This is a genomic window from Xenorhabdus khoisanae (assembly GCF_001037465.1).
GTDB lineage: Bacteria > Pseudomonadota > Gammaproteobacteria > Enterobacterales > Enterobacteriaceae > Xenorhabdus > Xenorhabdus khoisanae.
This window is the reverse complement of sequence record NZ_LFCV01000020.1, coordinates 1-19,623: the sequence shown is the minus strand read 5'-3', so window position 1 is coordinate 19,623 and position 19,623 is coordinate 1. Positions and strand designations below refer to the sequence as shown.

Here is a 19,623-nt window from a genome sequence, read left to right as displayed (position 1 = left end):
GTCCCTCAATTAACCCCATTGAAACAGAATAATTTTTTAATAAACGATCAGAGCCTAAATATATTTTAAGCTGGATAACGAATATTGACAGGCCATAGTGTAATCCTGCCCATCAGTCAATAAAACATGACGCATAGTTATGGCAAACAAGATAGGATCACGATTTACCTGAAGCCAATTGTTGATAATCCATTGATAATTAATTGGCAAAAAAAGCCCCATCAGAAAACTGACAGGACTTTTTCGTTATCTTTACTGCCTCAGAATCAATCAGAACAACTCATGGCTTTCGCCATTTTCAATGACTGTCGTTCCCACATCCGGCACAGCATATTCCGTCGGTTGTGTTCCCTCGATGAAATATTCTTTGCGGGTATTCCCGCCACCGTTGGGTAACTTGCCTGTCGCCCGATCAATCGTGACAGAGATAATACCGGCAGGCGGCTCCATCATTTTCTCAGGAACGCCTTCCAGCGCGGCTTTCATGAAATCATCCCAGATGGGTTGAGCTGTTTTCGCTCCACCTTCCCCTTTTAAGGCCGGAGTGCGTCCCAAACTTCTACTGTGTTCATCGAAACCAATCCAAGCCGTCGCGACCATATCCGGGCCATAACCGGAGAACCACGCATCTTTTGAGCTATTCGTCGTTCCCGTTTTACCGCCAATATCACGGCGCTTCAAATCACGGGCAGCACGCCAGCCTGTTCCCATCCAACCCGGTTCACCAAATATATTGGAGTTCAACGCATCGTGGATCAGAAACGCAAGCGGTGTACTGATAACATGAGGGGCATACTGCTGATCATCCACGCCAGCATGGGTCGAGACACTTTTGAGATCCGGTTGAGGTGGCAACGCCGAGTTTTGCGGAACATCGGAATGAGCCACATTCTCAATCGAATCTTCCGATAATTCGATGGAACGTACTGTATCCCCATAAATCACCGGAATGTTTTCGCATTGCGGACAGGCAATTTTAGGCTTAGTCTCAAACAACACTTTTCCGTCATCATTTTCAATTTTGCTGATGAAGTAAGGATCAACCAAATAACCGCCATTCGCCATCACCGCATAGCCGCGTACCAATTGCATCGGGGTAAAAGAAGGCGATCCCAGAGCTAAGGATTCTGTACGTACAACGTTTTCACCCGGCAAACCAAAACGCTTCAAATAATCAGCGGCATAATCGACACCCATTGCGCGCATGGCTCGAACCATGATCACGTTTTTGGATTGGCCCAATCCCTGACGCAGACGAATCGGCCCATCGTAAGTCGGAGGTGAATTTTTCGGACGCCAATCCGTCCCCGCCCCCGCATCCCAACGGCTGATAGGAGCATCATTCAGGAGTGATGATAATGTCAGCCCCTTATCCATCGCCGCGGTATACAGGAATGGCTTAATATTGGAACCGACCTGACGCAGTGATTGTGTCACTCGGTTAAATTTACTCAGCTCAAAATCAAATCCACCCACCAGCGCTTCTACCGCACCGTTTATCGGATTGATGGAAACCAAAGCGGCATTGACATCAGGGAGCTGCGCCAACCACCAGGTGTCATTGACTTTTCTCACCCAAATCTGCTCACCTGCCCGAATGACCTCATTGACGCTACGAGGTGTAGCGCCTTGCAGACTGTCAGTTTTGAACGGACGTGCCCAACGAACCCCAGCCATAGTCAGCTCAACTTTACTGCCATCCACCAGCATCGCTTCTGCCTGATTGGCGTTGGATGTTGTGACAACCGCCGGTATCAGAGGGCCGTATTTGGGCAAGGTTTTCAGCTTATCGATAACCTGCGCTTGACTCCATGCCGGTTGGCTGCTTTTCCATAACACTTCCTGCGCACCGCGATAACCATGACGAACATCATAATCAATCACATTGGAACGAACAGCATCAACAGCCGCCAATTGGGTCTTGCGCGTAATAGTGGTGTAAACCTTATAACCATCGGTATAAGCATTTTCGCCATAACGATTGATCATTTCCTGGCGTGCCATTTCAGTCAGGTAAGGCGCAGAGAAAACAATCTGTGGAGCGTGATAACGGGCGACCAGTTTTTCTGCTCTGGCTTCGTCATACTGGCGTCGGGTGATATATCCCTCTTCCAGCATCCGCCCCAGCACCACATTACGGCGGCTGACGGCCCGATCGTAGGAATAAAGCGGATTAAGCGTTGAAGGCGCCTTCGGCAATCCGGCAATCATCGCCATTTCACTCAACGTCAACTCATTAACATTCTTGCCAAAATAGACGTGAGCAGCAGCCCCGACCCCATAGGCACGATAACCGAGATAGAGCTTGTTGAGATATAACTCAAGGATTTCATCCTTCGTCAACAATTGTTCGATCTTAATTGCCAGAAATGCTTCTTTCGCCTTACGTATCAGCGTCTTCTCTGGGCTGAGGAAAAAGTTTCTCGCAAGCTGCTGAGTAATAGTACTCGCCCCTTGGGAAGCGTGCCCCGAAGTCATCACAACGGAAACCGCCCGGATAATCCCGATAGGGTCAACACCATGGTGCTCATAAAAACGACTATCTTCCGTGGCAATAAACGCTTTCACCATTAGAGGAGGCATTTCGGATAGGGTAAGAGGCAGACGACGTTTTTCACCATATTGGGCTATCAATTCGCCATCAGCACTGAACACCTGCATAGGTGTCTGTAACCGGACATCCTTCAAAGTCGCGACATCAGGCAACTGCGGCTCGATATATTTGTATAAACCAAAAATCGAGGCGGTTCCCAATAAAATGCAAACAACGATAAGGATCAAAAAATACTTTATGAACTTCACCTGAAATTTCTCACGCCATGTTAATCGGGCAGTTTATAAACGATTAGTACGTAGTATAAAAGGCAGTACGTTGTTGTATAAAAGGCTTAGTAGAAAGGACTTAGTATAAAGGCTATACAACACCATGGATATGACCTTTCATTAATACGGTTGTCATAAATAACGGCTTTCATGAACGACCGCTTTGCTTTGCTTTTAATACGGGTAGATAAATAGTAGATAAGGAGATCTCTACATGTATCCATCTAAATGGTATATCGGACTGGATATCCAAGATCATTACATTCGTGCTCTTGCAGCCACTAAACGTCGTGATGGCTGGCAACTTCGACATTGCTGGCAATATCGCTTATCGAACGAAATTATCTCAGGAGGACGGCTACAACATCCTGAAAAGTTGCTTCATATTTTAATGCAATGGAGACAAACATTACCTAAAAATATTAAATTGAGATTAGCTATCCCTGTTCAGCAAACCTTACAGCGGCAGATAGCCTTACCCAGCCATACTGTATTGCAGGAGCCAGAACTTGGCTGGTTTGTGCATGCCAACGCCGGAAAACAATTTCCTGTCAGCGATCTTGCATTGGACTACCGGGTTCATGGTCAGCAGGTTTGCATCAGTGCTACCCGCCAAAAAGATCTCAATCTCTGGCTGAATTTATTTGCAGATATCAATTTATCCCTTGATGTGATTGATATCTCTCCCTGTGCGTTACGTTATGTTGCCAAATGCGCCGGCGTTCCTGACGACTGTTGGCTGGTTCACAAACGCACGACAGATTGGCTATGGGTCGCCCCCGCCAATCATCCTTTTAGCTACGGGCTGGTGACGTCACAATCTCATCCCCATCTCACTCAAATCATCAGCCAGCTACCCATGACACCAGAAACTGAAGGTTATGCAGTTTATTACAGTGATGAAGAGCAACCTACATCAGTACCACCAGAGGGTGCTAATTTCTGGCAAATTTTGGCGGCATTTCGCCATTATCACCCCCCATTACCAGAGAAAATCAATGCATTCACCATTGCCGCAGGTTTGGCGCTCAGGCCGGATGACCAATGATACATCAAATCAATTTCTTACCTTGGCGACAAAAAAGGCTAAAGCGCAAATATCAGGCATGGGGTTTATTACTCTGCTTGCAACTCAGTGTATGGGCAACGGTTTTAGTGTTCATCTCTGCTCAGAAAACAAACCAACTTGAGCAATATCGTGGGAAATTAACGGAAATTAGGCATCAATTAGCTCAATTACAGCGAATTATTCAAGAAACAGATCAAGCGATGCTTCACCATAACCAACTGACGCAACAATTAAGGAAAAAACAGGTGTTCATGGAACAGAACCAACGGTATTTACAGTTATTTCGTCAACTTCCCCATGTGTTACCAGAAAAAAGCTGGCTCACCGCATTTAGCGACGACAGTGGACAGTTAATTTTTACTGCTCACAGCCAAAACTACGCGGATATCTCCGATTTGCTGGATAACCTGACAGACAACACTGAGCTTATCAATGTACAGCTGAAAAAAATGACCACAACTGAGGATTACCTTAAAGCCTTTACTATTGATGCAGATTGGTTGACAGGAGAATCCGATGGGAAATAACTACCTTGAATGGTTTCATCGACCTGCGTGGCTGTTGGTTCTCTTGCAGCAATTGTTTACCCTTCCATTACTATTGGGGTTTTATTTTCTTGTTTGGCAGGAAAATCAGTATGAAATTGATACTCTGCAAAACAATATTACGGAACAACAACACAGTACGAGACTATCTCAACAGCAATTGACTGAGTTGCCGCCCCTGTCTGATATTCAACAGAAAATCCAGAGGACAACCGCGGAGCTCGGCCAAAATAATCAAATTCCCCCTAAACACACTACTGTGCTCAAACGACTGCATTCGCCACTCATTCACTCCGGCAGTCAATTGATTGAATGGAAAACGCACAAAGAAAACAATCAAGTTTTCTGGCATATCATGCTGTCGCTGAATTATGTTCAATTTCTCCATTTCCTGAATGAAATTCAGCAATTGCAACCACCGTTATTGATCAAACATCTCACGATTACGCCTGCCGATGACTGGCTGACTGTCCGCATGGTTTTGTCAGATATTCCCCTGCCGGAAATGACTCAGCCAAACAGGATAAAACCAGACCCTGTTCATGAGGAGAAATCATGAACAGAAATGCTTTTATCCTGCTAGTCTTCCTGCTGCTACCTACTTTGAGTTTTTGTTTAGAAAAAAGCGCAGAGGAAGAACCAACTTTCGAAATGTCAGTGAGAAACCCATTCTTGCCTCCCATAACCCCAAAAGAGGACGATACTGATTTTTCTTTGGTCGAACATAATGAACAAGAACAGGAGATCGAATATCAAGCAATAGCCCTACAATATGCCGATGCAGGGCAGATTGCGGAACAATTACAGAAAAATCTTCCATCCCTGCTGACAAAATGGGGGAAGGTTGAACATGATCCTTTAACCAACAGTTTGATATTAGAAGATAAGTTTGATGCTATTACCCGTATCAAAAATTGGCTGAAAGAAGTCGATACCCCAAAACAGCAAGTACAGATTACTGCTCATATTGTTACCAGCAGCAGGGAAGCCCTGCATGAACTTGGCATTCATTGGGGCATGATCGCAGATCCACTGAATCGCTCAATGGGTCTAAATCGCTTGAATCTACATCAACCCGCAGGTATTCAGCGCCATCGATTAGTACTGAATACTGCCCGCATCCACTCAAGCCTGTTGGAAATGGAGCTGAGTGCACTGGAACAAGAAAACCAGCTCGATATTATTGCCAGCCCACGACTGACCGCTTCACATCAACAACCCGCCAGTATCAAACAAGGTTCAGACATTCCTTATGTTGTTCAACATAAGGGAAAGACAACCATTCAATTCAAAGAAGCGGTATTAGGTATGGAAGTTACCCCACATATTTTAAGGCAGGGGAAAATTCGACTGGCATTGAAAATTAGCCAGAACGCGCCCGGTTTTCCCATAAATCAGGGAGGAAATGAAAACCTGGCCATTGATAAACAAGAAATTATGACGCAGGTTACGGTCAGAAACGGGGAAACCTTGATTCTGGGCGGGATTTTTCAACAGAAAAAAGGCGCAAACCTGCAAAAAGTCCCCTACTTATCAGAAATTCCTCTATTAGGCTCATTATTTAACCAAAAAGGAGAACAACACAGCCGAAGAGAGCTCGTAATTTTTATTACACCTCAACTGAGCGATATTTAATCAAATAAAAAATATTCATTTTAAATCAACTGATTAATAAAGGTAATTGTACTTTTTTTGTCAGTTAGCCTACCATTTTTCTTGGTATGACCTGTTTATGGATTTGACGCTGAGAGTAATTTAGCATACAAGGATTAACTAATTGAGTGAGCAGGTCTAACATCACAAGTCAGGGTCTATACGTACTAGACTCTCAATCAACCCGCAAAGCATGAGCCAAATAACCGGGACTCGTGCCAGATTTATTTTATATAGTTGCAATACAGGTTGATGTGCTGAGATAATTTTCCTATCTGATCTCACATTCTCACTCATGAGGTTTCAGTTTAGGTCCCGCGGCTAATCTGATTGGCGGGGCGGGTTATCATTAACAAATAGTCTTAGTAATACCAAAAACATGGCAGAGAAACGCAATATCTTTCTGGTTGGGCCTATGGGTGCCGGCAAAAGCACTATTGGTCGTCAGTTAGCTCAGCAACTCAATATGGAGTTTTACGACTCTGATCAAGAAATTGAGCGACGTACCGGAGCTGACGTGGGCTGGGTATTTGATGTGGAAGGCGAAGAAGGCTTCCGCGACCGCGAAGAAAAAATAATTAACGAACTGACTGAAAAACAAGGCATCGTATTGGCTACCGGAGGGGGTTCCGTTAAATCAAAAGAAACCCGCAATCGCCTGTCTGCCCGTGGTGTGGTCGTCTATTTAGAAACAACCATCGAAAAACAGTTAGCTCGTACCCAGCGCGATAAAAAACGCCCTTTACTTCAAGTTGATGCACCAGCACGAGAAGTTTTAGAAAATTTGGCTGATGAGCGCAATCCTCTTTACGAGGAAATTGCTGACGTGACTATTCGTACGGATGAGCAAAGCGCCAAAGTCGTCGCTAACCAAATCATTGAATTACTGGAAAAAAACTGATTATAGCGAATCCGCACGGCGACAAACGATAAGGCGAAAGCTGATATGGAACAAGTGACTGTTACGTTAGGTGAAAGAAGCTACCCAATTACCATAGCCGAAGGGCTATTTTCTGACAATGAGGCGTTCAAGCCCCTGCAAGCCGGCCAGCAAGTCATGATAGTGACCAATGAAACGCTTGCTCCCCTGTATCTTGAACAGGTGAAATCCACATTGCAGAGAATAGATCTTCGGGTAAATGAAGTTATCTTGCCTGACGGTGAGCAGTACAAATCACTTTTTGTGCTTAATGACATCTTTTCCGCCCTGCTGGAAAATAATCATGGTCGTGACACAACACTTATCGCTCTCGGTGGTGGTGTAATCGGTGATATGACGGGATTTGCCGCAGCCAGCTATCAACGCGGCGTTCGTTTTATCCAAATACCCACCACGCTACTTTCTCAGGTTGACTCCTCTGTCGGTGGAAAAACAGGAGTCAACCACCCCCTCGGCAAAAACATGATAGGGGCTTTTTACCAGCCTGCATCTGTTGTTGTCGATCTCAATTGCTTGAAATCATTGCCTGCCCAAGAGTTATACTCAGGTCTGGCTGAAGTCATTAAATACGGCGTCATTCTGGACGGTGAATTCTTTCGTTGGCTTGAAGATAATATTGAGAAATTACTGGCTCTCGATAATCAATCAATGGCTTATTGCATTCGTCGCTGCTGTGAACTTAAAGCGTTAGTCGTAGCGGCAGATGAACAAGAACGCAGTGGAATGCGGGCGTTGTTAAACCTCGGCCATACCTTTGGACATGCGATTGAAGCTGAAATGGGTTATGGCGTCTGGCTGCATGGTCAGGCTGTTGCCGCCGGCATGGTGATGGCAGCACGGGCATCTGAACTTGTCGGCACATTCTCAAAACAAGAGACCCTGCGCATTATCCGTTTGCTTGAACGGGCAAAATTACCGATCAGCGGCCCTGCCGAAATGTCTCCTGATGCCTACCTTCCTCACATGATGCGTGATAAAAAAGTCTCCGCAGGAAAACTCCATCTCGTGCTACCCACAGCTATTGGGGAGGCAAAACTTCGTTCTGATATTGGGCAGGAAGTAATACTGGATGCCATTCGCCTATGTCAGCCATCCACCAGCTAATTCCACGATTTTATCCATAAATTTCAAGTTGCAGCTCAGTAGTGAGTGAAAGTCACTGTCAAAGCAGCAACTTGGAAGATGAAGGGAATATCGGGATGCGGCAAAATTCTCTCTGAGAATAAAAGCTGAATGATGAATCATTCTCTAGCTGTTATGCTATAAGATAGTTACATTATCAGACAGAACTTTATCGGTTTTAATTAGGTCAGGCTGCCAAACCTCTTAAATAACAATTGGCAGTATTATCTCTGTCGGGAGGGCATATGGACGAATTAAAATCAGAAAAAAAACAACAAACAGAAAACGAATTTAAGCCTGATACGTCTGATCGCAGCCCTCAGCGATCCAGAAAACAATCTAATCAACCCAAACTGGCTGTATCTCGTCAGCAAATGATGATTGGTGTTGGTATTCTGGTACTTTTGCTTCTGATTATTGCTATCAGTTCTGCATTAAAATCACCCACTGAACATGAAAAGCAGCAATCTTCAGATGCAACGGAAAAGAGTATCGATCTTTCTGGATCTTCTTCACTTTCCCCTGATACTCAAGGTAGTGAACAGCCTGAAGATAAAGCTCCCTCAGCCAATGAATCCTCAATCAATGGCTCTCGTGAAATCAGCCCGCCGCCAGTGAGCAGTACTCCAAGTAAAGATCTTGCTCCAGCATCCGGAACGGGTGGCTACAACCAGCGTATAGAATTGCCCGGTGACATCACTGATGCTTTGAATCAGCAGCAAAGCAACATCAATAACTCAGTACAAAAAAACCTGACGCCACCACAGGTCAAACCAACCACTACTCCGCCTGTTGAACAGAAAAAAATGGAGAAAATCACTCCTCCTAAAATAGAAAATAAGGGAAGCGAGGAAAGCCAGTCTAAGGCAGCGACTAAACCTATTACGGGCAATAATCAGGCCACCCACAATAATCACGTCAATACAAAAAGTGCAGGTGGTGACTTACTAAAAGCCCCGGCAAACCGATTCACTCTCCAACTGAGCAGCGCAAGCCGCTCCGATACCTTGATTGCTTTCGCGAAAAAACATAACCTTAATAATTACAAGGTTTATGAAACCAAACGTGACGGTAAGGCATGGTTTATCTTGATTCATGGTAACTACGGTTCAGTTTCTGATGCTAAAATAGCCATTTCCTCACTCCCTGCGGAAGTTCAGGCTAAAAAACCGTGGGTCAGAAAACTACAACAGGTTCAGCAAGATCTGAAAAGATAAAACTATTTTGATTAGGCGCTGATATGCTGTCCTAAACAGAGTACAATCTGCGGCTCTGAAATTATTGAATAACTAATTTGACGGCATGAAAAAAAAACGCGCTTTCTTAAAATGGGCCGGTGGAAAATACCCCTTGGTGGATGATATTAAACGTCATCTGCCAGAGGGCGATTGCTTGATTGAGCCATTTGTTGGCGCAGGCTCGGTATTTCTGAATACCGATTATGATTCTTACATTTTGTCAGATATCAATAGTGATCTGATCAATCTGTACGACACCGTAAAATCTCGTGCGGATGAGTTTATTAATCATGCCCGTCCATTATTTTCATCGGAATTTAACAGCTCCGAAAACTTCTATCGCCTGAGAGAAGAGTTCAACAAAAGCAAAGATCCCTTTCGTCGCAGTATGTTGTTTCTTTATCTCAACCGACACTGCTATAACGGTCTTTGCCGGTATAATTCACGAGGTGAGTTTAACGTCCCTTTCGGGCGCTATAAAAAACCTTATTTTCCTCAAGATGAACTTTACTGGTTTGCCGAAAAGTCCCAGAAGGCGACTTTTATCTGCCAACATTACGAAATCGCACTGAACAATGCGCCAAAAGGTTCGGTGGTTTATTGTGATCCCCCGTATGCGCCACTTTCGGCCACGGCTAATTTTACAGCCTACCATACAAATAGCTTTAACCTTCTTGATCAGGAAAAACTGGCACAAATCGCCTATTATCTCTCGTCTCAACAAGGCATTCCGGTACTCATTTCCAATCACGACACGCCGATGACACGAGATTGGTATCATCATGCTTCCCTTTACATTGTTAAAGCACGCCGGACAATCAGTAGAAATATTCTTGCCCGAAGTAAAGTTGATGAGCTTTTGGCGTTATACTGCCAGAAGTAAGTGAGGCTTCCTGTCCCTGAAATAACAGGGATAAAACAATGAATTGGAGAAGATAATAATGAAGAAAGACTTTCTGATCGCCCCATCCATTTTATCCGCAGATTTTGCCCGATTAGGTGAAGATACCGCTAAAGTTTTGGAAGCAGGCGCTGATGTTGTGCACTTTGATGTCATGGATAACCATTACGTGCCAAATTTGACTATTGGCCCAATGGTCTGCCAAGCGCTACGCGATTATGGTATCACCGCACCAATTGATGTTCACCTGATGGTAAAGCCGGTTGATCGCATTATCCCTGATTTTGCCAAGGCGGGTGCGACCTATATTACTTTCCATCCTGAAGCGAGCGAACATATCGATCGTACCCTACAGCTCATCAAGGAACATGGCTGTAAAGCTGGCTTGGTTTTCAATCCTGCTACACCTTTCAGCTACCTTGATTATGTATTGGATAAACTGGATGTGATTCTCCTGATGTCTGTTAACCCAGGCTTCGGCGGTCAGTCTTTCATCCCTGAGACACTGAACAAACTACGTCAAGTACGCAAAATCATTGATGACAGCGGGTACGATATCCGTCTTGAAGTTGATGGTGGCATTAAGCCTAATAATATTGCCGCGGCTGCTCAGGCTGGTGCTGATATGTTCGTTGCTGGCTCTGCTATTTTCAGCCAGCCGGATTATAAAGCCGTTGTTGATGAGATGCGTTGCGAATTATCAAAGGTAGCGTCATGACAAATAACGTTGTAGAAGGAATTCGTGCCATTGCATTTGATCTGGATGGCACACTGGTGGACAGTGCCAGCGGTCTGGCAGATGCGTTGGATCAAGCTCTGATTGCCAAGGGCTTGCCCGCTGCGGGCAAAGAGCGAGTTGCGATTTGGATAGGCAACGGGGCTGATGTCATGGTTGAACGCGCATTGAAATGGGCGGGTGTTGAACCTTCTGCTGAATTGCACCAAGAAACCCGCAAGCTGTTTGATGCATTTTATGAAACCAGCGTTACCACAGGCAGCCAACTATTTCCTCATGTAAAAGAGACATTGGCAGAACTGGCAAAACACAATTTGCCCATGGCGATTGTCACTAATAAACCCACTCCTTTTATTGCCCCATTGCTGGAATCATTGGGTATCAGTGAATACTTTTCATTGGTGTTGGGCGGTGATGATGTTAAAGAGAAGAAACCACATCCTGCACCGCTGTATCTAACAATGGGTATGTTTGGTCTACATAAAGAAGAATTGCTTTTTGTGGGTGATTCCCGTAATGATATTTTGGCAGCACAAGCAGCAGGCTGTCCTTGCATCGGTTTGACCTATGGATATAACTACGGAGAATCTATAGCATTAAGCCACCCAAATTATGTATTGGACCATTTTCCGGATCTACTCCCAACGATTGGACTATCCACTTTGAAACTATTATCCACTCTGAAAAGACAGGAAGCTTAATAAAATGAATGAACCCACTGTAATGAAATCGAACTCCCAAAAACCTATTGTATTCAGCGGTGCACAACCTTCCGGTGAATTGACCATCGGTAACTATATGGGGGCATTGCGTCAGTGGGTAAAAATGCAAGATGAATATGATTGTATCTACTGCATCGTTAACCAGCATGCCATTACCGTGCGCCAAGATCCCAATGAACTGAAAAAACGCACTCTGGATACGCTGGCGCTTTACCTTGCTTGTGGTATCGATCCAAAGAAAAGCACCATTTTTGTTCAGTCACATGTTCCACAACACACTCAATTGAGCTGGGTACTGAACTGCTACGCCTATTTCGGTGAACTTAGCCGTATGACTCAGTTTAAGGATAAATCTGCCCGTTATTCAGAAAATATTAATGCGGGCCTGTTTGATTATCCTGTCCTGATGGCCGCTGATATTTTGCTTTATCAGGCCAATCAGATCCCTGTGGGCATTGACCAGAAACAACATCTTGAGTTGACCCGTGATTTGGCACTGCGTTTTAACGCCTTATACGGTGATATCTTCACTGTCCCAGAGCCATTCATTCCAAAAGAGGGTGCTCGCGTGATGGCATTGCAAGATCCGGGCAAGAAAATGTCAAAGTCGGATGATAACCGCAGTAACTTCATTGCATTGCTTGAAGATCCAAAATCTGTCGCTAAGAAAATCAAACGTGCCGTTACAGATTCTGAAGAGCCACCCCGTGTACGTTATGATCTGGAAAATAAACCAGGTGTTTCTAACTTGTTGGATATTCTTGCTGGCGTAACAGGCAAAACTATCCCTGAGTTGGAAGCTGAGTTTGAAGGCAAAATGTATGGCCATTTAAAAGGGGCTGTTGCTGATGCCGTATGTGAAATGCTAACTGGCTTACAAGAGCGTTTCCACCATTTCCGTAATGATGAAGCATTGCTTAACCAAATCATGGCAGAAGGGGCAGCTAAAGCTCAGGCTCGTGCTCAGGCTACTTTGGATAAGGTTTATGAAGCTGTAGGACTTATCGCTCATCCGTAGTCACGTTATTCATCGCCAAAGGTGATCGATAGATCGCTTTTGGCTTTTTGTTAGAATTGTTTTTCTGAAATACACAATGTAAGAAACTGATTCTCATAGGGCCATTAATTGAAAAAATTCATTTCCCAAATAAGCGACGATTAAAATCTTCAATTTTTCCATACAATATTCGTTGCTGCATCTTCAGGTTCCAACTGGCAGATAACCCTGCTGCCCCCATTAAACGATGATATTCTTCTTCATCAAATGGGCTATGGAAAGCAATAGACACAGCCTCTTTAACAGAAATATCACTATTGCGGCTCAGTAATCTTATCGGTTCACTCACGCTGACAAAACCAGAAGAAATAACACGATATAGCCAACCACAATACCCACTGTCTTGCATGATGGCAGAAAAGTTATTAATTCCAGTAACATGATTGAGTTTATAACAAGGAGCGCGGGGCTGTGTGACCTGAATTAAGGCTTCTCCCCACTGAAATATATCCCCAATATAAACATTCTCTTCCGTCATGCCTTCTGTAGATAAGTTTTCACCAAACAATGGTGGTGAGAATAATTCCGTTAATTCAGGAAATTGCCTTTTCCAAAAGAGATAATGTTCCATAGGATAATGACAAAGTGCGCGATCAGGCCCACCATGAAAACGGGTTTCTGCCTGTTCATCACCTTCCAGACCAAGAGAGGTAAGCTGTAAACGGCCATTCACCAGCAGTTTGTTAATTGCACTGGAACCCAACTTTTCGGAGGATGTTATTTTGCCTCTATATACCTGTAGGTAATACATCTCTATCCCTCCTCAATAGACGAGTATAAATATTACCCTGCCCGAATAAACGCGGCAAGCCTCGCTTCAATTCACGATGGAGGGAGAGAATTCCCTCCAGTACAGACAAATGTTAAGCAGTGACAAACAGAAGGCATTAATTCCGGCCTTTGTAACCGTCTGTATAAGTGGCAGATATGGCTTCGGACATGGCCTTGAGCCATTTGGGTGAGGCGGCCTCGTTGTAAGCCTTACCTGCAAACCATGATTTTCTATGAATAGAATTCAGAAACTCATCGCTGTTGAAGTAACTTACACGTTTCTGCGCATCTTCCGGTGTCATTCCTGCTTCCCTGTCCTTTTTACCTAGTTGCCAGAACTGTTCAAAATAAGGTACAGAAAGCTGGATGCTATCGTATATTTTCGTACGGAAATTAGGGTCAAAATCGTCGTTAGAAGCATAAACGAAATGCTTGGCATTGCGTTCAGCACTACTTTTTGGCTGTGAGCATCCGACCATGAAAGAGGATACTATAAGGATCGTTACCATCATGACAGCGTTCTTTTTCATTATTGCGCCTTTAATCGTGAAACGGAAAGGATGCTAAGTCACAGAGAAGATAATAAGAAATAAAAATGCCGGTCACCACAGTGATCAGCATTATCAAGAGAGGGATTTTTTAGCACTTATTTAATTTTTTCTTCGTAACGTCTTGCAGCCTCATCCCAGTTAACGACATACCAGAATGCTTTAATGTAGTCGGGACGACGGTTCTGATACTTCAGATAATAAGCGTGTTCCCACACATCCAAACCCACAATCGGGTAACCAGAAGCGCCTGCGATCTCTTCACCCATAAGCGGGCTATCCTGATTGGCCGTTGAAACAACAGCCAGTTTGCCGTCTTCTTTCAACACCAACCATGCCCAGCCAGAACCAAAACGCGTGGCTGCCGCTTGTTCAAATTTTTCTTTGAAGCTATCGATACTCCCAAGGTCGCGCTCAATAGCCGCTTTCAAAACACCAGATAATTCAGTACCCAGTTTTAAGCCTTTCCAGAACAAGCTGTGGTTTGAGTGCCCACCTGCATTATTGCGAACAAAAGTGCGCTTATCAGCAGGCACTTTATCAAGATGCTGGACTAGGTCGTCAATATCCAGCCCGCTTAATTCAGGGAAAGCATCCAGAGCTGTATTCGTGTTATTGACATAAGTCTGATGGTGCTTGGTATGATGAATTTCCATCGTTTGTTTGTCGAAATGAGGCTCTAGAGCATCATAAGAGTAAGGCAGAGAAGGCAGTGAATAGCTCATGTCATATCTCCAGTTGTTTAGAATATATAAAACTCACACTTTGTAGACAGGATGATTATTATAGTGAATTGGACAATAATGAAAATGATTATCAATTCCATGTATTCACTATGGTTTCCTTTATAGGCTCGCGTTTCATACTAGAATTAAACTGAAAATCTAAACAAAATCGACTTTATGAAATTTTTAACTATAGATACAACTGACAACCTTACTTAACTTCACTCAATGACACTGCACTAAATGATCATTCCATGAAATTCATTCTCTCTATTGCGTGATCTTCCGCGCAAAAAAGAAACAAAAATTCTCCTTGCACTTTAGTTAACGTTGTTTTGACATAGTATTAACAATTGCAAGGAGATAAAAATATGACTCAAATAATCAAGCATCTTATTCCTGCTGATATTGCAGATACGGCCCTGATAAGCAAACAACAATATCGACAAGACTACCAATGGTCGCTACAAGACCCTGAAGGGTTTTGGGGTGAAAAAGGTAAAATAGTAGATTGGATAAAGCCCTACACGAAGGTCAAAAACACGTCTTTCGACCCAGGGCATATCAATATCCGCTGGTTTGAAGATGGAACACTGAATTTAAGTGCCAACTGTCTTGATCGCCATCTGGAAGAGCGTGGCGATCAAACCGCCATTATATGGGAAGGAGATAATCCAGCAGAATCCCGACACGTTACGTACCGCGAGTTACATCATGATGTCTGCCAGTTCACCAATGTTTTGAAAAAACTGGGCGTCAAAAAAGGCGATGTTGTTGCTATCTATATGCCTATGGTGCCAGAAGCCGCTGTTGCAATGCTGGCTTGTGCCCGCATAGGGGCAATCCACTCTGTGATTTTTGGTGGTTTTTCTCCGGATGCAATTTCAGGCAGAGTTATCGATTCTAATGCCAAGCTCGTTGTTACCGCAGATGAAGGTTTGAGGGCTGGCCGTACTATTCCATTGAAGAAAAATGTCGATGAGGCTCTGAGCAATCCTGCTGTGACGAGTGTCACTAATGTGGTTGTTTTCAAGCGTACTGGAAATGCTCACAACTGGCATGACGGTCGTGATTTATGGTGGCATGAGCTTATCGAAAATATCAGTTCAGATTGTCCTGTTGAAGAGATGAATGCTGAAGATCCGTTATTCATCCTTTATACCTCTGGTTCAACAGGTAAACCCAAAGGCGTTCTACACACAACTGGTGGTTATCTGGTCTATGCTTCTCTGACGTTCAAATACACGTTTGATTACCGCCCCGGAGAAATTTATTGGTGCACAGCCGATGTAGGCTGGGTAACAGGGCATAGCTATCTGCTCTATGGGCCATTGTCCTGCGGTGCCACTACCTTGATGTTTGAGGGCGTCCCCAACTATCCCGATGTTAATCGACTCTGTCAGGTTGTTGATAAGCATCAGGTTAATATTATTTATACTGCACCAACCGCCATCCGGGCGTTAATGGCCGAAGGCGATAAAGCCATAGAAGGAACACAACGTACATCATTACGCATCATGGGTACTGTCGGTGAGCCAATCAACCCGGAAGCATGGGAATGGTATTACCAAAAGATAGGTAATAGTAAGTGCCCTATCGTAGACACATGGTGGCAAACTGAAACAGGCGGATTCATGATTACGCCATTACCCGGTGCGACCGATCTCAAAGCAGGCTCCGCTACCCTGCCTTTTTTCGGTATCAGCCCGGCATTGGTCGATAATTCAGGGGAAATCTTAGAGGGAGAAAATGAAGGCAACCTCGTTATCACGGACTCCTGGCCTGCACAAGCACGTACTTTATTCGGCGATCATGAACGTTTCGAACAAACCTATTTTTCCACCTTTAAGGGAATGTATTTTAGTGGCGATGGTGCCCGACGTGATGAAGATGGCTATTACTGGATCACAGGCCGTGTCGATGATGTTCTGAATATTTCAGGTCATCGTTTGGGAACCGCAGAAATTGAATCAGCGTTGGTTGCACATCCCAAAATCGCTGAAGCGGCCGTTGTTGGTATTCCTCACCACATCAAAGGACAGGCTATTTATGCCTATGTCACGCTAATTCATGGTGAAGAACCTTCCCCTGAACTGTATACCGAAGTCAGAAATTGGGTTCGTAAAGAAATAGGCCCGATTGCAACACCCGATATTCTTCATTGGACAGATTCTCTCCCCAAAACGCGTTCCGGAAAGATCATGCGGCGTATTTTACGCAAAATTGCTTCTGGTGATACCAGTAACTTAGGAGATACCTCCACACTGGCTGATCCGGGAGTTGTTGAAAAACTGCTGGAAGAAAAACAATCCATAAAGATGTCGTAAAACATATATGCCGCCGCAAGGCGGCTTGAATGACGTATCGCCAAAAGTACATAACTGCTCAGGGACGCGGCTAATAGTCATGCATTCTCTCGGAAGCGGCTACCCGTATCTGGCATTCCATAATGTAACTTAAGGTGTGTCGTTTAAAATCAACAAGGAGATACTCTGATGAATACTGATATTTATCAAGAGATTGAAAATAATCCCCGCTTTAAGGAGTTGATTAAAAAGCGAGGACGTTTTGCCTGGTTGTTATCCATCATTATGTTAATGCTTTATGTTGGTTTTATTTTCCTTATTGCCTTTGCGCCTGAATGGCTTGGAACACCTCTCGATGAAAGCACGAGTATGACTCGCGGTATCCCTGTAGGCATTGGGATTATCTTTGTTTCTTTCATATTGACGGGGATTTATGTTGTGCGGGCAAATGGTGAATTCGATCGTCTGACATCCACTATTCTCAATGAGGTGAGAAAATGAAAAAAATTGTATTGTTAGCAATACCGCTATTTTCTTCCCTCTTTCCTATCTTAGCGCAAGCAGATGCCATTTCAGGTAATGTAGAAAAACAACCTCTGAATATTCAAGCTATTGTCATGTTTATGTTATTCGTCGGGTTAACGCTTTTCATTACTTATTGGGCCTCAAAACGGACTATTTCACGCTCAGATTATTATACCGCTGGTGGGCGTATTACCGGTTTCCAAAATGGAATGGCAATAGCGGGTGACTATATGTCAGCAGCCTCTTTTCTGGGCATTTCTGCGCTAGTTTATACCTCCGGTTATGATGGGTTGATCTATTCCATAGGCTTCCTCGTTGGCTGGCCAATTATTCTCTTCCTCATTGCTGAACGATTAAGAAATCTAGGGCGTTACACCTTTGCAGATGTTGCTTCTTATCGACTAAAGCAACGTCCTATCCGCACGTTGTCCGCAATGGGTTCACTGGTTGTTGTCGCGTTATATCTGATAGCCCAGATGGTAGGGGCAGGAAAACTTATCGAATTGCTATTTGGGTTGAACTACCACGTTGCGGTTGTTTTGGTCGGTATTCTAATGGTGCTTTATGTACTGTTTGGAGGGATGCTGGCAACAACATGGGTTCAGATTATCAAAGCAATCCTGCTGCTGGCAGGAGCAACATTTATGGCTCTGATGGTCATGAAAACAGTAAATTTCAATTTCAATGATCTGTTTAAAGAAGCCATTGCTGTACATTCCCTTGGGCCTGCAATCATGAGTCCCGGCGGATTGGTATCTGATCCTGTATCCGCTCTCTCTTTAGGGCTGGCATTAATGTTCGGTACTGCCGGATTGCCGCATATCATCATGCGATTTTTTACTGTTAATGATGCCAAAGAAGCCCGTAAAAGTGTTTTCTATGCTACTGGTTTTATTGGTTATTTTTATATACTGACGTTCATTATCGGGTTTGGTGCAATCTTATTGGTCGGTGCTAACCCTTCATTCAAAGATGAAACTGGTGCATTAATTGGTGGCACGAATATGGCTGCTGTCCATCTGGCAAGTGCCGTTGGCGGTGATTTCTTTCTTGGCTTTATCTCTGCTGTTGCTTTTGCCACTATTTTGGCTGTCGTTGCCGGATTAACGCTAGCCGGAGCCTCAGCGGTTTCCCATGATCTCTATGCCAATGTCATTAAACAGGGTCAGGCTAATGAACGTGATGAGCTGAGAGTGTCAAAAATTACTGTCGTTATTTTGGGTATCGTTGCTATCGGGTTGGGAATTTTATTTGAAAAGCAAAATATAGCCTTTATGGTTGGCTTGGCTTTTTCCATTGCTGCAAGCTGCAATTTCCCCATTATTTTACTGTCGATGTACTGGAGCAAGCTGACAACACGAGGAGCTTTAGTTGGCGGATGGTTGGGATTAATAACAGCCGTTGTATTAATGATCCTTGGCCCCACAATCTGGGTCGGTATTCTTGGCCATGAAAAGCCGATTTATCCTTATGAATATCCTGCTCTATTTTCTATGTTCATAGCATTTATCGGGGCGTGGTTATTTTCGATCACTGATACATCGAAACAAGGCCAACAAGAAAGGGAAATGTTTCGTCGCCAGTTTATTCGTTCACAAACGGGGATTGGAATTGAGCAAGGAAAAGCACATTAAGCTAACAGATTAAGTTGATCTTAAAATACGATATTTAATTTTCCCTAAATGCAAAAAAGCCATCCGGTTAAGGATGGCTTTTCTGACGTATTGAATGTCTGGCAGTGCCCTACTCTCACATGGGGAGACCCCACACTACCATCGGCGCTACGGCGTTTCACTGCTGAGTTCGGCATGGGGTCAGGTGGGACCACCGCGCTATTGCCGCCAGACAAATCCTGTATTCAATCCCGAACAAGCTGCTGTCTGTAGTTGAAACTGTTACTCTCGCACGCCCAAAACACCTTCGGTGTTGTCAGGTTAAGCCG

Annotated in this window: 18 protein-coding genes and 1 rRNA gene; 14 read left to right on the top strand and 5 right to left on the bottom strand. The window is 44.2% G+C overall.

Features of this window, described 5'->3' with window-relative positions; all coding sequences use genetic code 11:
* Positions 1 to 270 precede the first annotated feature (270 nt).
* The gene (gene mrcA / locus AB204_RS03565) at positions 271 to 2,802 is read right to left on the bottom strand and encodes a peptidoglycan glycosyltransferase/peptidoglycan DD-transpeptidase MrcA (protein WP_047962010.1); all 2,532 of its coding nucleotides are present in this window, start codon (positions 2,800 to 2,802) and stop codon (positions 271 to 273) included.
* A 235-nt stretch (positions 2,803 to 3,037) separates the two neighbouring features.
* Here mrcA and pilM point away from each other — a divergent pair, with 235 nt between their 5' ends.
* From pilM to trpS, 11 genes are all read left to right on the top strand, one after another.
* On the top strand, positions 3,038 to 3,871 hold the full coding sequence (gene pilM, locus AB204_RS03560; RefSeq protein ID WP_047962009.1) for a type IV pilus biogenesis protein PilM: 834 nt from the start codon (positions 3,038 to 3,040) through the stop codon (positions 3,869 to 3,871).
* The gene (locus AB204_RS03555) at positions 3,868 to 4,419 is read left to right on the top strand and encodes a PilN domain-containing protein (protein ID WP_047962008.1); all 552 of its coding nucleotides are present in this window, start codon (positions 3,868 to 3,870) and stop codon (positions 4,417 to 4,419) included. The genes pilM and AB204_RS03555 overlap by 4 nt, the downstream gene beginning before the upstream one ends.
* Complete coding sequence (locus tag AB204_RS03550; protein ID WP_047962007.1) at positions 4,409 to 4,996, top strand: hypothetical protein; 588 nt, start codon at positions 4,409 to 4,411, stop codon at positions 4,994 to 4,996. The genes AB204_RS03555 and AB204_RS03550 overlap by 11 nt, the downstream gene beginning before the upstream one ends.
* Positions 4,993 to 6,072 carry a secretin N-terminal domain-containing protein gene (locus tag AB204_RS03545; RefSeq protein ID WP_084728517.1) on the top strand — a complete coding sequence of 360 codons (1,080 nt, stop codon included), beginning with the start codon at positions 4,993 to 4,995 and terminating at the stop codon, positions 6,070 to 6,072. The genes AB204_RS03550 and AB204_RS03545 overlap by 4 nt, the downstream gene beginning before the upstream one ends.
* 397 nt (positions 6,073 to 6,469) lie before the next feature.
* Complete coding sequence (gene aroK, locus AB204_RS03540; RefSeq protein WP_038237472.1) at positions 6,470 to 6,991, top strand: shikimate kinase AroK; 522 nt, start codon at positions 6,470 to 6,472, stop codon at positions 6,989 to 6,991.
* Between the two features lie 45 nt (positions 6,992 to 7,036).
* The gene (gene aroB / locus AB204_RS03535) at positions 7,037 to 8,134 is read left to right on the top strand and encodes a 3-dehydroquinate synthase (protein ID WP_047962006.1); all 1,098 of its coding nucleotides are present in this window, start codon (positions 7,037 to 7,039) and stop codon (positions 8,132 to 8,134) included.
* Between the two features lie 263 nt (positions 8,135 to 8,397).
* On the top strand, positions 8,398 to 9,369 hold the full coding sequence (locus tag AB204_RS03530) for an SPOR domain-containing protein (protein ID WP_047962005.1): 972 nt from the start codon (positions 8,398 to 8,400) through the stop codon (positions 9,367 to 9,369).
* An 85-nt stretch (positions 9,370 to 9,454) separates the two neighbouring features.
* Complete coding sequence (dam, locus tag AB204_RS03525; RefSeq protein WP_047962004.1) at positions 9,455 to 10,273, top strand: adenine-specific DNA-methyltransferase; 819 nt, start codon at positions 9,455 to 9,457, stop codon at positions 10,271 to 10,273.
* A gap of 58 nt (positions 10,274 to 10,331) precedes the next feature.
* Positions 10,332 to 11,009: a ribulose-phosphate 3-epimerase gene (gene rpe / locus AB204_RS03520; RefSeq protein ID WP_047962003.1), complete on the top strand. Its 678-nt coding sequence runs from the start codon at positions 10,332 to 10,334 to the stop codon at positions 11,007 to 11,009.
* Entirely contained in the window at positions 11,006 to 11,728 is a 723-nt protein-coding gene (locus AB204_RS03515) for a phosphoglycolate phosphatase (protein WP_047962002.1), read from the top strand. Before rpe ends, AB204_RS03515 begins: the two co-directional genes overlap by 4 nt.
* Before the next feature lie 4 nt (positions 11,729 to 11,732).
* On the top strand, positions 11,733 to 12,767 hold the full coding sequence (gene trpS / locus AB204_RS03510) for a tryptophan--tRNA ligase (protein ID WP_047962001.1): 1,035 nt from the start codon (positions 11,733 to 11,735) through the stop codon (positions 12,765 to 12,767).
* A 118-nt stretch (positions 12,768 to 12,885) separates the two neighbouring features.
* Here the strand turns inward: trpS and yiiM are convergent, their stop codons facing one another.
* The 3 genes from yiiM to sodA all read right to left on the bottom strand — a co-directional run bounded on the left by yiiM (position 12,886) and on the right by sodA (position 14,850).
* Positions 12,886 to 13,557, bottom strand: a complete 672-nt coding sequence (gene yiiM / locus AB204_RS03505) for a 6-hydroxyaminopurine reductase (protein ID WP_047962000.1) — start codon at positions 13,555 to 13,557, stop codon at positions 12,886 to 12,888.
* 136 nt (positions 13,558 to 13,693) lie between these two features.
* The gene (locus AB204_RS03500; protein ID WP_047961999.1) at positions 13,694 to 14,107 is read right to left on the bottom strand and encodes an Exc2 family lipoprotein; all 414 of its coding nucleotides are present in this window, start codon (positions 14,105 to 14,107) and stop codon (positions 13,694 to 13,696) included.
* A 116-nt stretch (positions 14,108 to 14,223) separates the two neighbouring features.
* Complete coding sequence (gene sodA, locus AB204_RS03495; protein ID WP_047961998.1) at positions 14,224 to 14,850, bottom strand: superoxide dismutase [Mn]; 627 nt, start codon at positions 14,848 to 14,850, stop codon at positions 14,224 to 14,226.
* 371 nt (positions 14,851 to 15,221) lie between these two features.
* Between sodA and acs the strand changes: the two genes are divergently transcribed.
* From acs to actP, 3 genes are all read left to right on the top strand, one after another.
* Positions 15,222 to 17,177, top strand: a complete 1,956-nt coding sequence (acs, locus tag AB204_RS03490; RefSeq protein WP_047961997.1) for an acetate--CoA ligase — start codon at positions 15,222 to 15,224, stop codon at positions 17,175 to 17,177.
* A 168-nt stretch (positions 17,178 to 17,345) separates the two neighbouring features.
* On the top strand, positions 17,346 to 17,657 hold the full coding sequence (locus tag AB204_RS03485; protein WP_047961996.1) for a DUF485 domain-containing protein: 312 nt from the start codon (positions 17,346 to 17,348) through the stop codon (positions 17,655 to 17,657).
* The gene (gene actP, locus AB204_RS03480; protein WP_047961995.1) at positions 17,654 to 19,315 is read left to right on the top strand and encodes a cation/acetate symporter ActP; all 1,662 of its coding nucleotides are present in this window, start codon (positions 17,654 to 17,656) and stop codon (positions 19,313 to 19,315) included. Before AB204_RS03485 ends, actP begins: the two co-directional genes overlap by 4 nt.
* 96 nt (positions 19,316 to 19,411) lie before the next feature.
* Here the strand turns inward: actP and rrf are convergent.
* Positions 19,412 to 19,527, bottom strand: a 5S ribosomal RNA gene (gene rrf / locus AB204_RS03475).
* Positions 19,528 to 19,623: the final 96 nt, after the last annotated feature.

What these genes read in the sequence shown, in the direction of transcription:
- AB204_RS03545 (WP_084728517.1), top strand. Translation starts at nt 4,993, where the DNA reads ATGAACAGAAATGCTTTTATCCTGCTAGTCTTCCTGCTGCTACCTACT.
- aroK (WP_038237472.1), top strand. Translation starts at nt 6,470, where the DNA reads ATGGCAGAGAAACGCAATATCTTTCTGGTTGGGCCTATGGGTGCCGGC.
- dam (WP_047962004.1), top strand. Translation starts at nt 9,455, where the DNA reads ATGAAAAAAAAACGCGCTTTCTTAAAATGGGCCGGTGGAAAATACCCC.
- actP (WP_047961995.1), top strand. Translation starts at nt 17,654, where the DNA reads ATGAAAAAAATTGTATTGTTAGCAATACCGCTATTTTCTTCCCTCTTT.
- aroB (WP_047962006.1), top strand. Translation starts at nt 7,037, where the DNA reads ATGGAACAAGTGACTGTTACGTTAGGTGAAAGAAGCTACCCAATTACC.
- AB204_RS03555 (WP_047962008.1), top strand. Translation starts at nt 3,868, where the DNA reads ATGATACATCAAATCAATTTCTTACCTTGGCGACAAAAAAGGCTAAAG.
- AB204_RS03515 (WP_047962002.1), top strand. Translation starts at nt 11,006, where the DNA reads ATGACAAATAACGTTGTAGAAGGAATTCGTGCCATTGCATTTGATCTG.
- AB204_RS03550 (WP_047962007.1), top strand. Translation starts at nt 4,409, where the DNA reads ATGGGAAATAACTACCTTGAATGGTTTCATCGACCTGCGTGGCTGTTG.
- AB204_RS03530 (WP_047962005.1), top strand. Translation starts at nt 8,398, where the DNA reads ATGGACGAATTAAAATCAGAAAAAAAACAACAAACAGAAAACGAATTT.
- pilM (WP_047962009.1), top strand. Translation starts at nt 3,038, where the DNA reads ATGTATCCATCTAAATGGTATATCGGACTGGATATCCAAGATCATTAC.
- AB204_RS03485 (WP_047961996.1), top strand. Translation starts at nt 17,346, where the DNA reads ATGAATACTGATATTTATCAAGAGATTGAAAATAATCCCCGCTTTAAG.
- yiiM (WP_047962000.1), bottom strand. Translation starts at nt 13,557, where the DNA reads ATGTATTACCTACAGGTATATAGAGGCAAAATAACATCCTCCGAAAAG.
- sodA (WP_047961998.1), bottom strand. Translation starts at nt 14,850, where the DNA reads ATGAGCTATTCACTGCCTTCTCTGCCTTACTCTTATGATGCTCTAGAG.
- rpe (WP_047962003.1), top strand. Translation starts at nt 10,332, where the DNA reads ATGAAGAAAGACTTTCTGATCGCCCCATCCATTTTATCCGCAGATTTT.
- acs (WP_047961997.1), top strand. Translation starts at nt 15,222, where the DNA reads ATGACTCAAATAATCAAGCATCTTATTCCTGCTGATATTGCAGATACG.
- trpS (WP_047962001.1), top strand. Translation starts at nt 11,733, where the DNA reads ATGAATGAACCCACTGTAATGAAATCGAACTCCCAAAAACCTATTGTA.
- AB204_RS03500 (WP_047961999.1), bottom strand. Translation starts at nt 14,107, where the DNA reads ATGAAAAAGAACGCTGTCATGATGGTAACGATCCTTATAGTATCCTCT.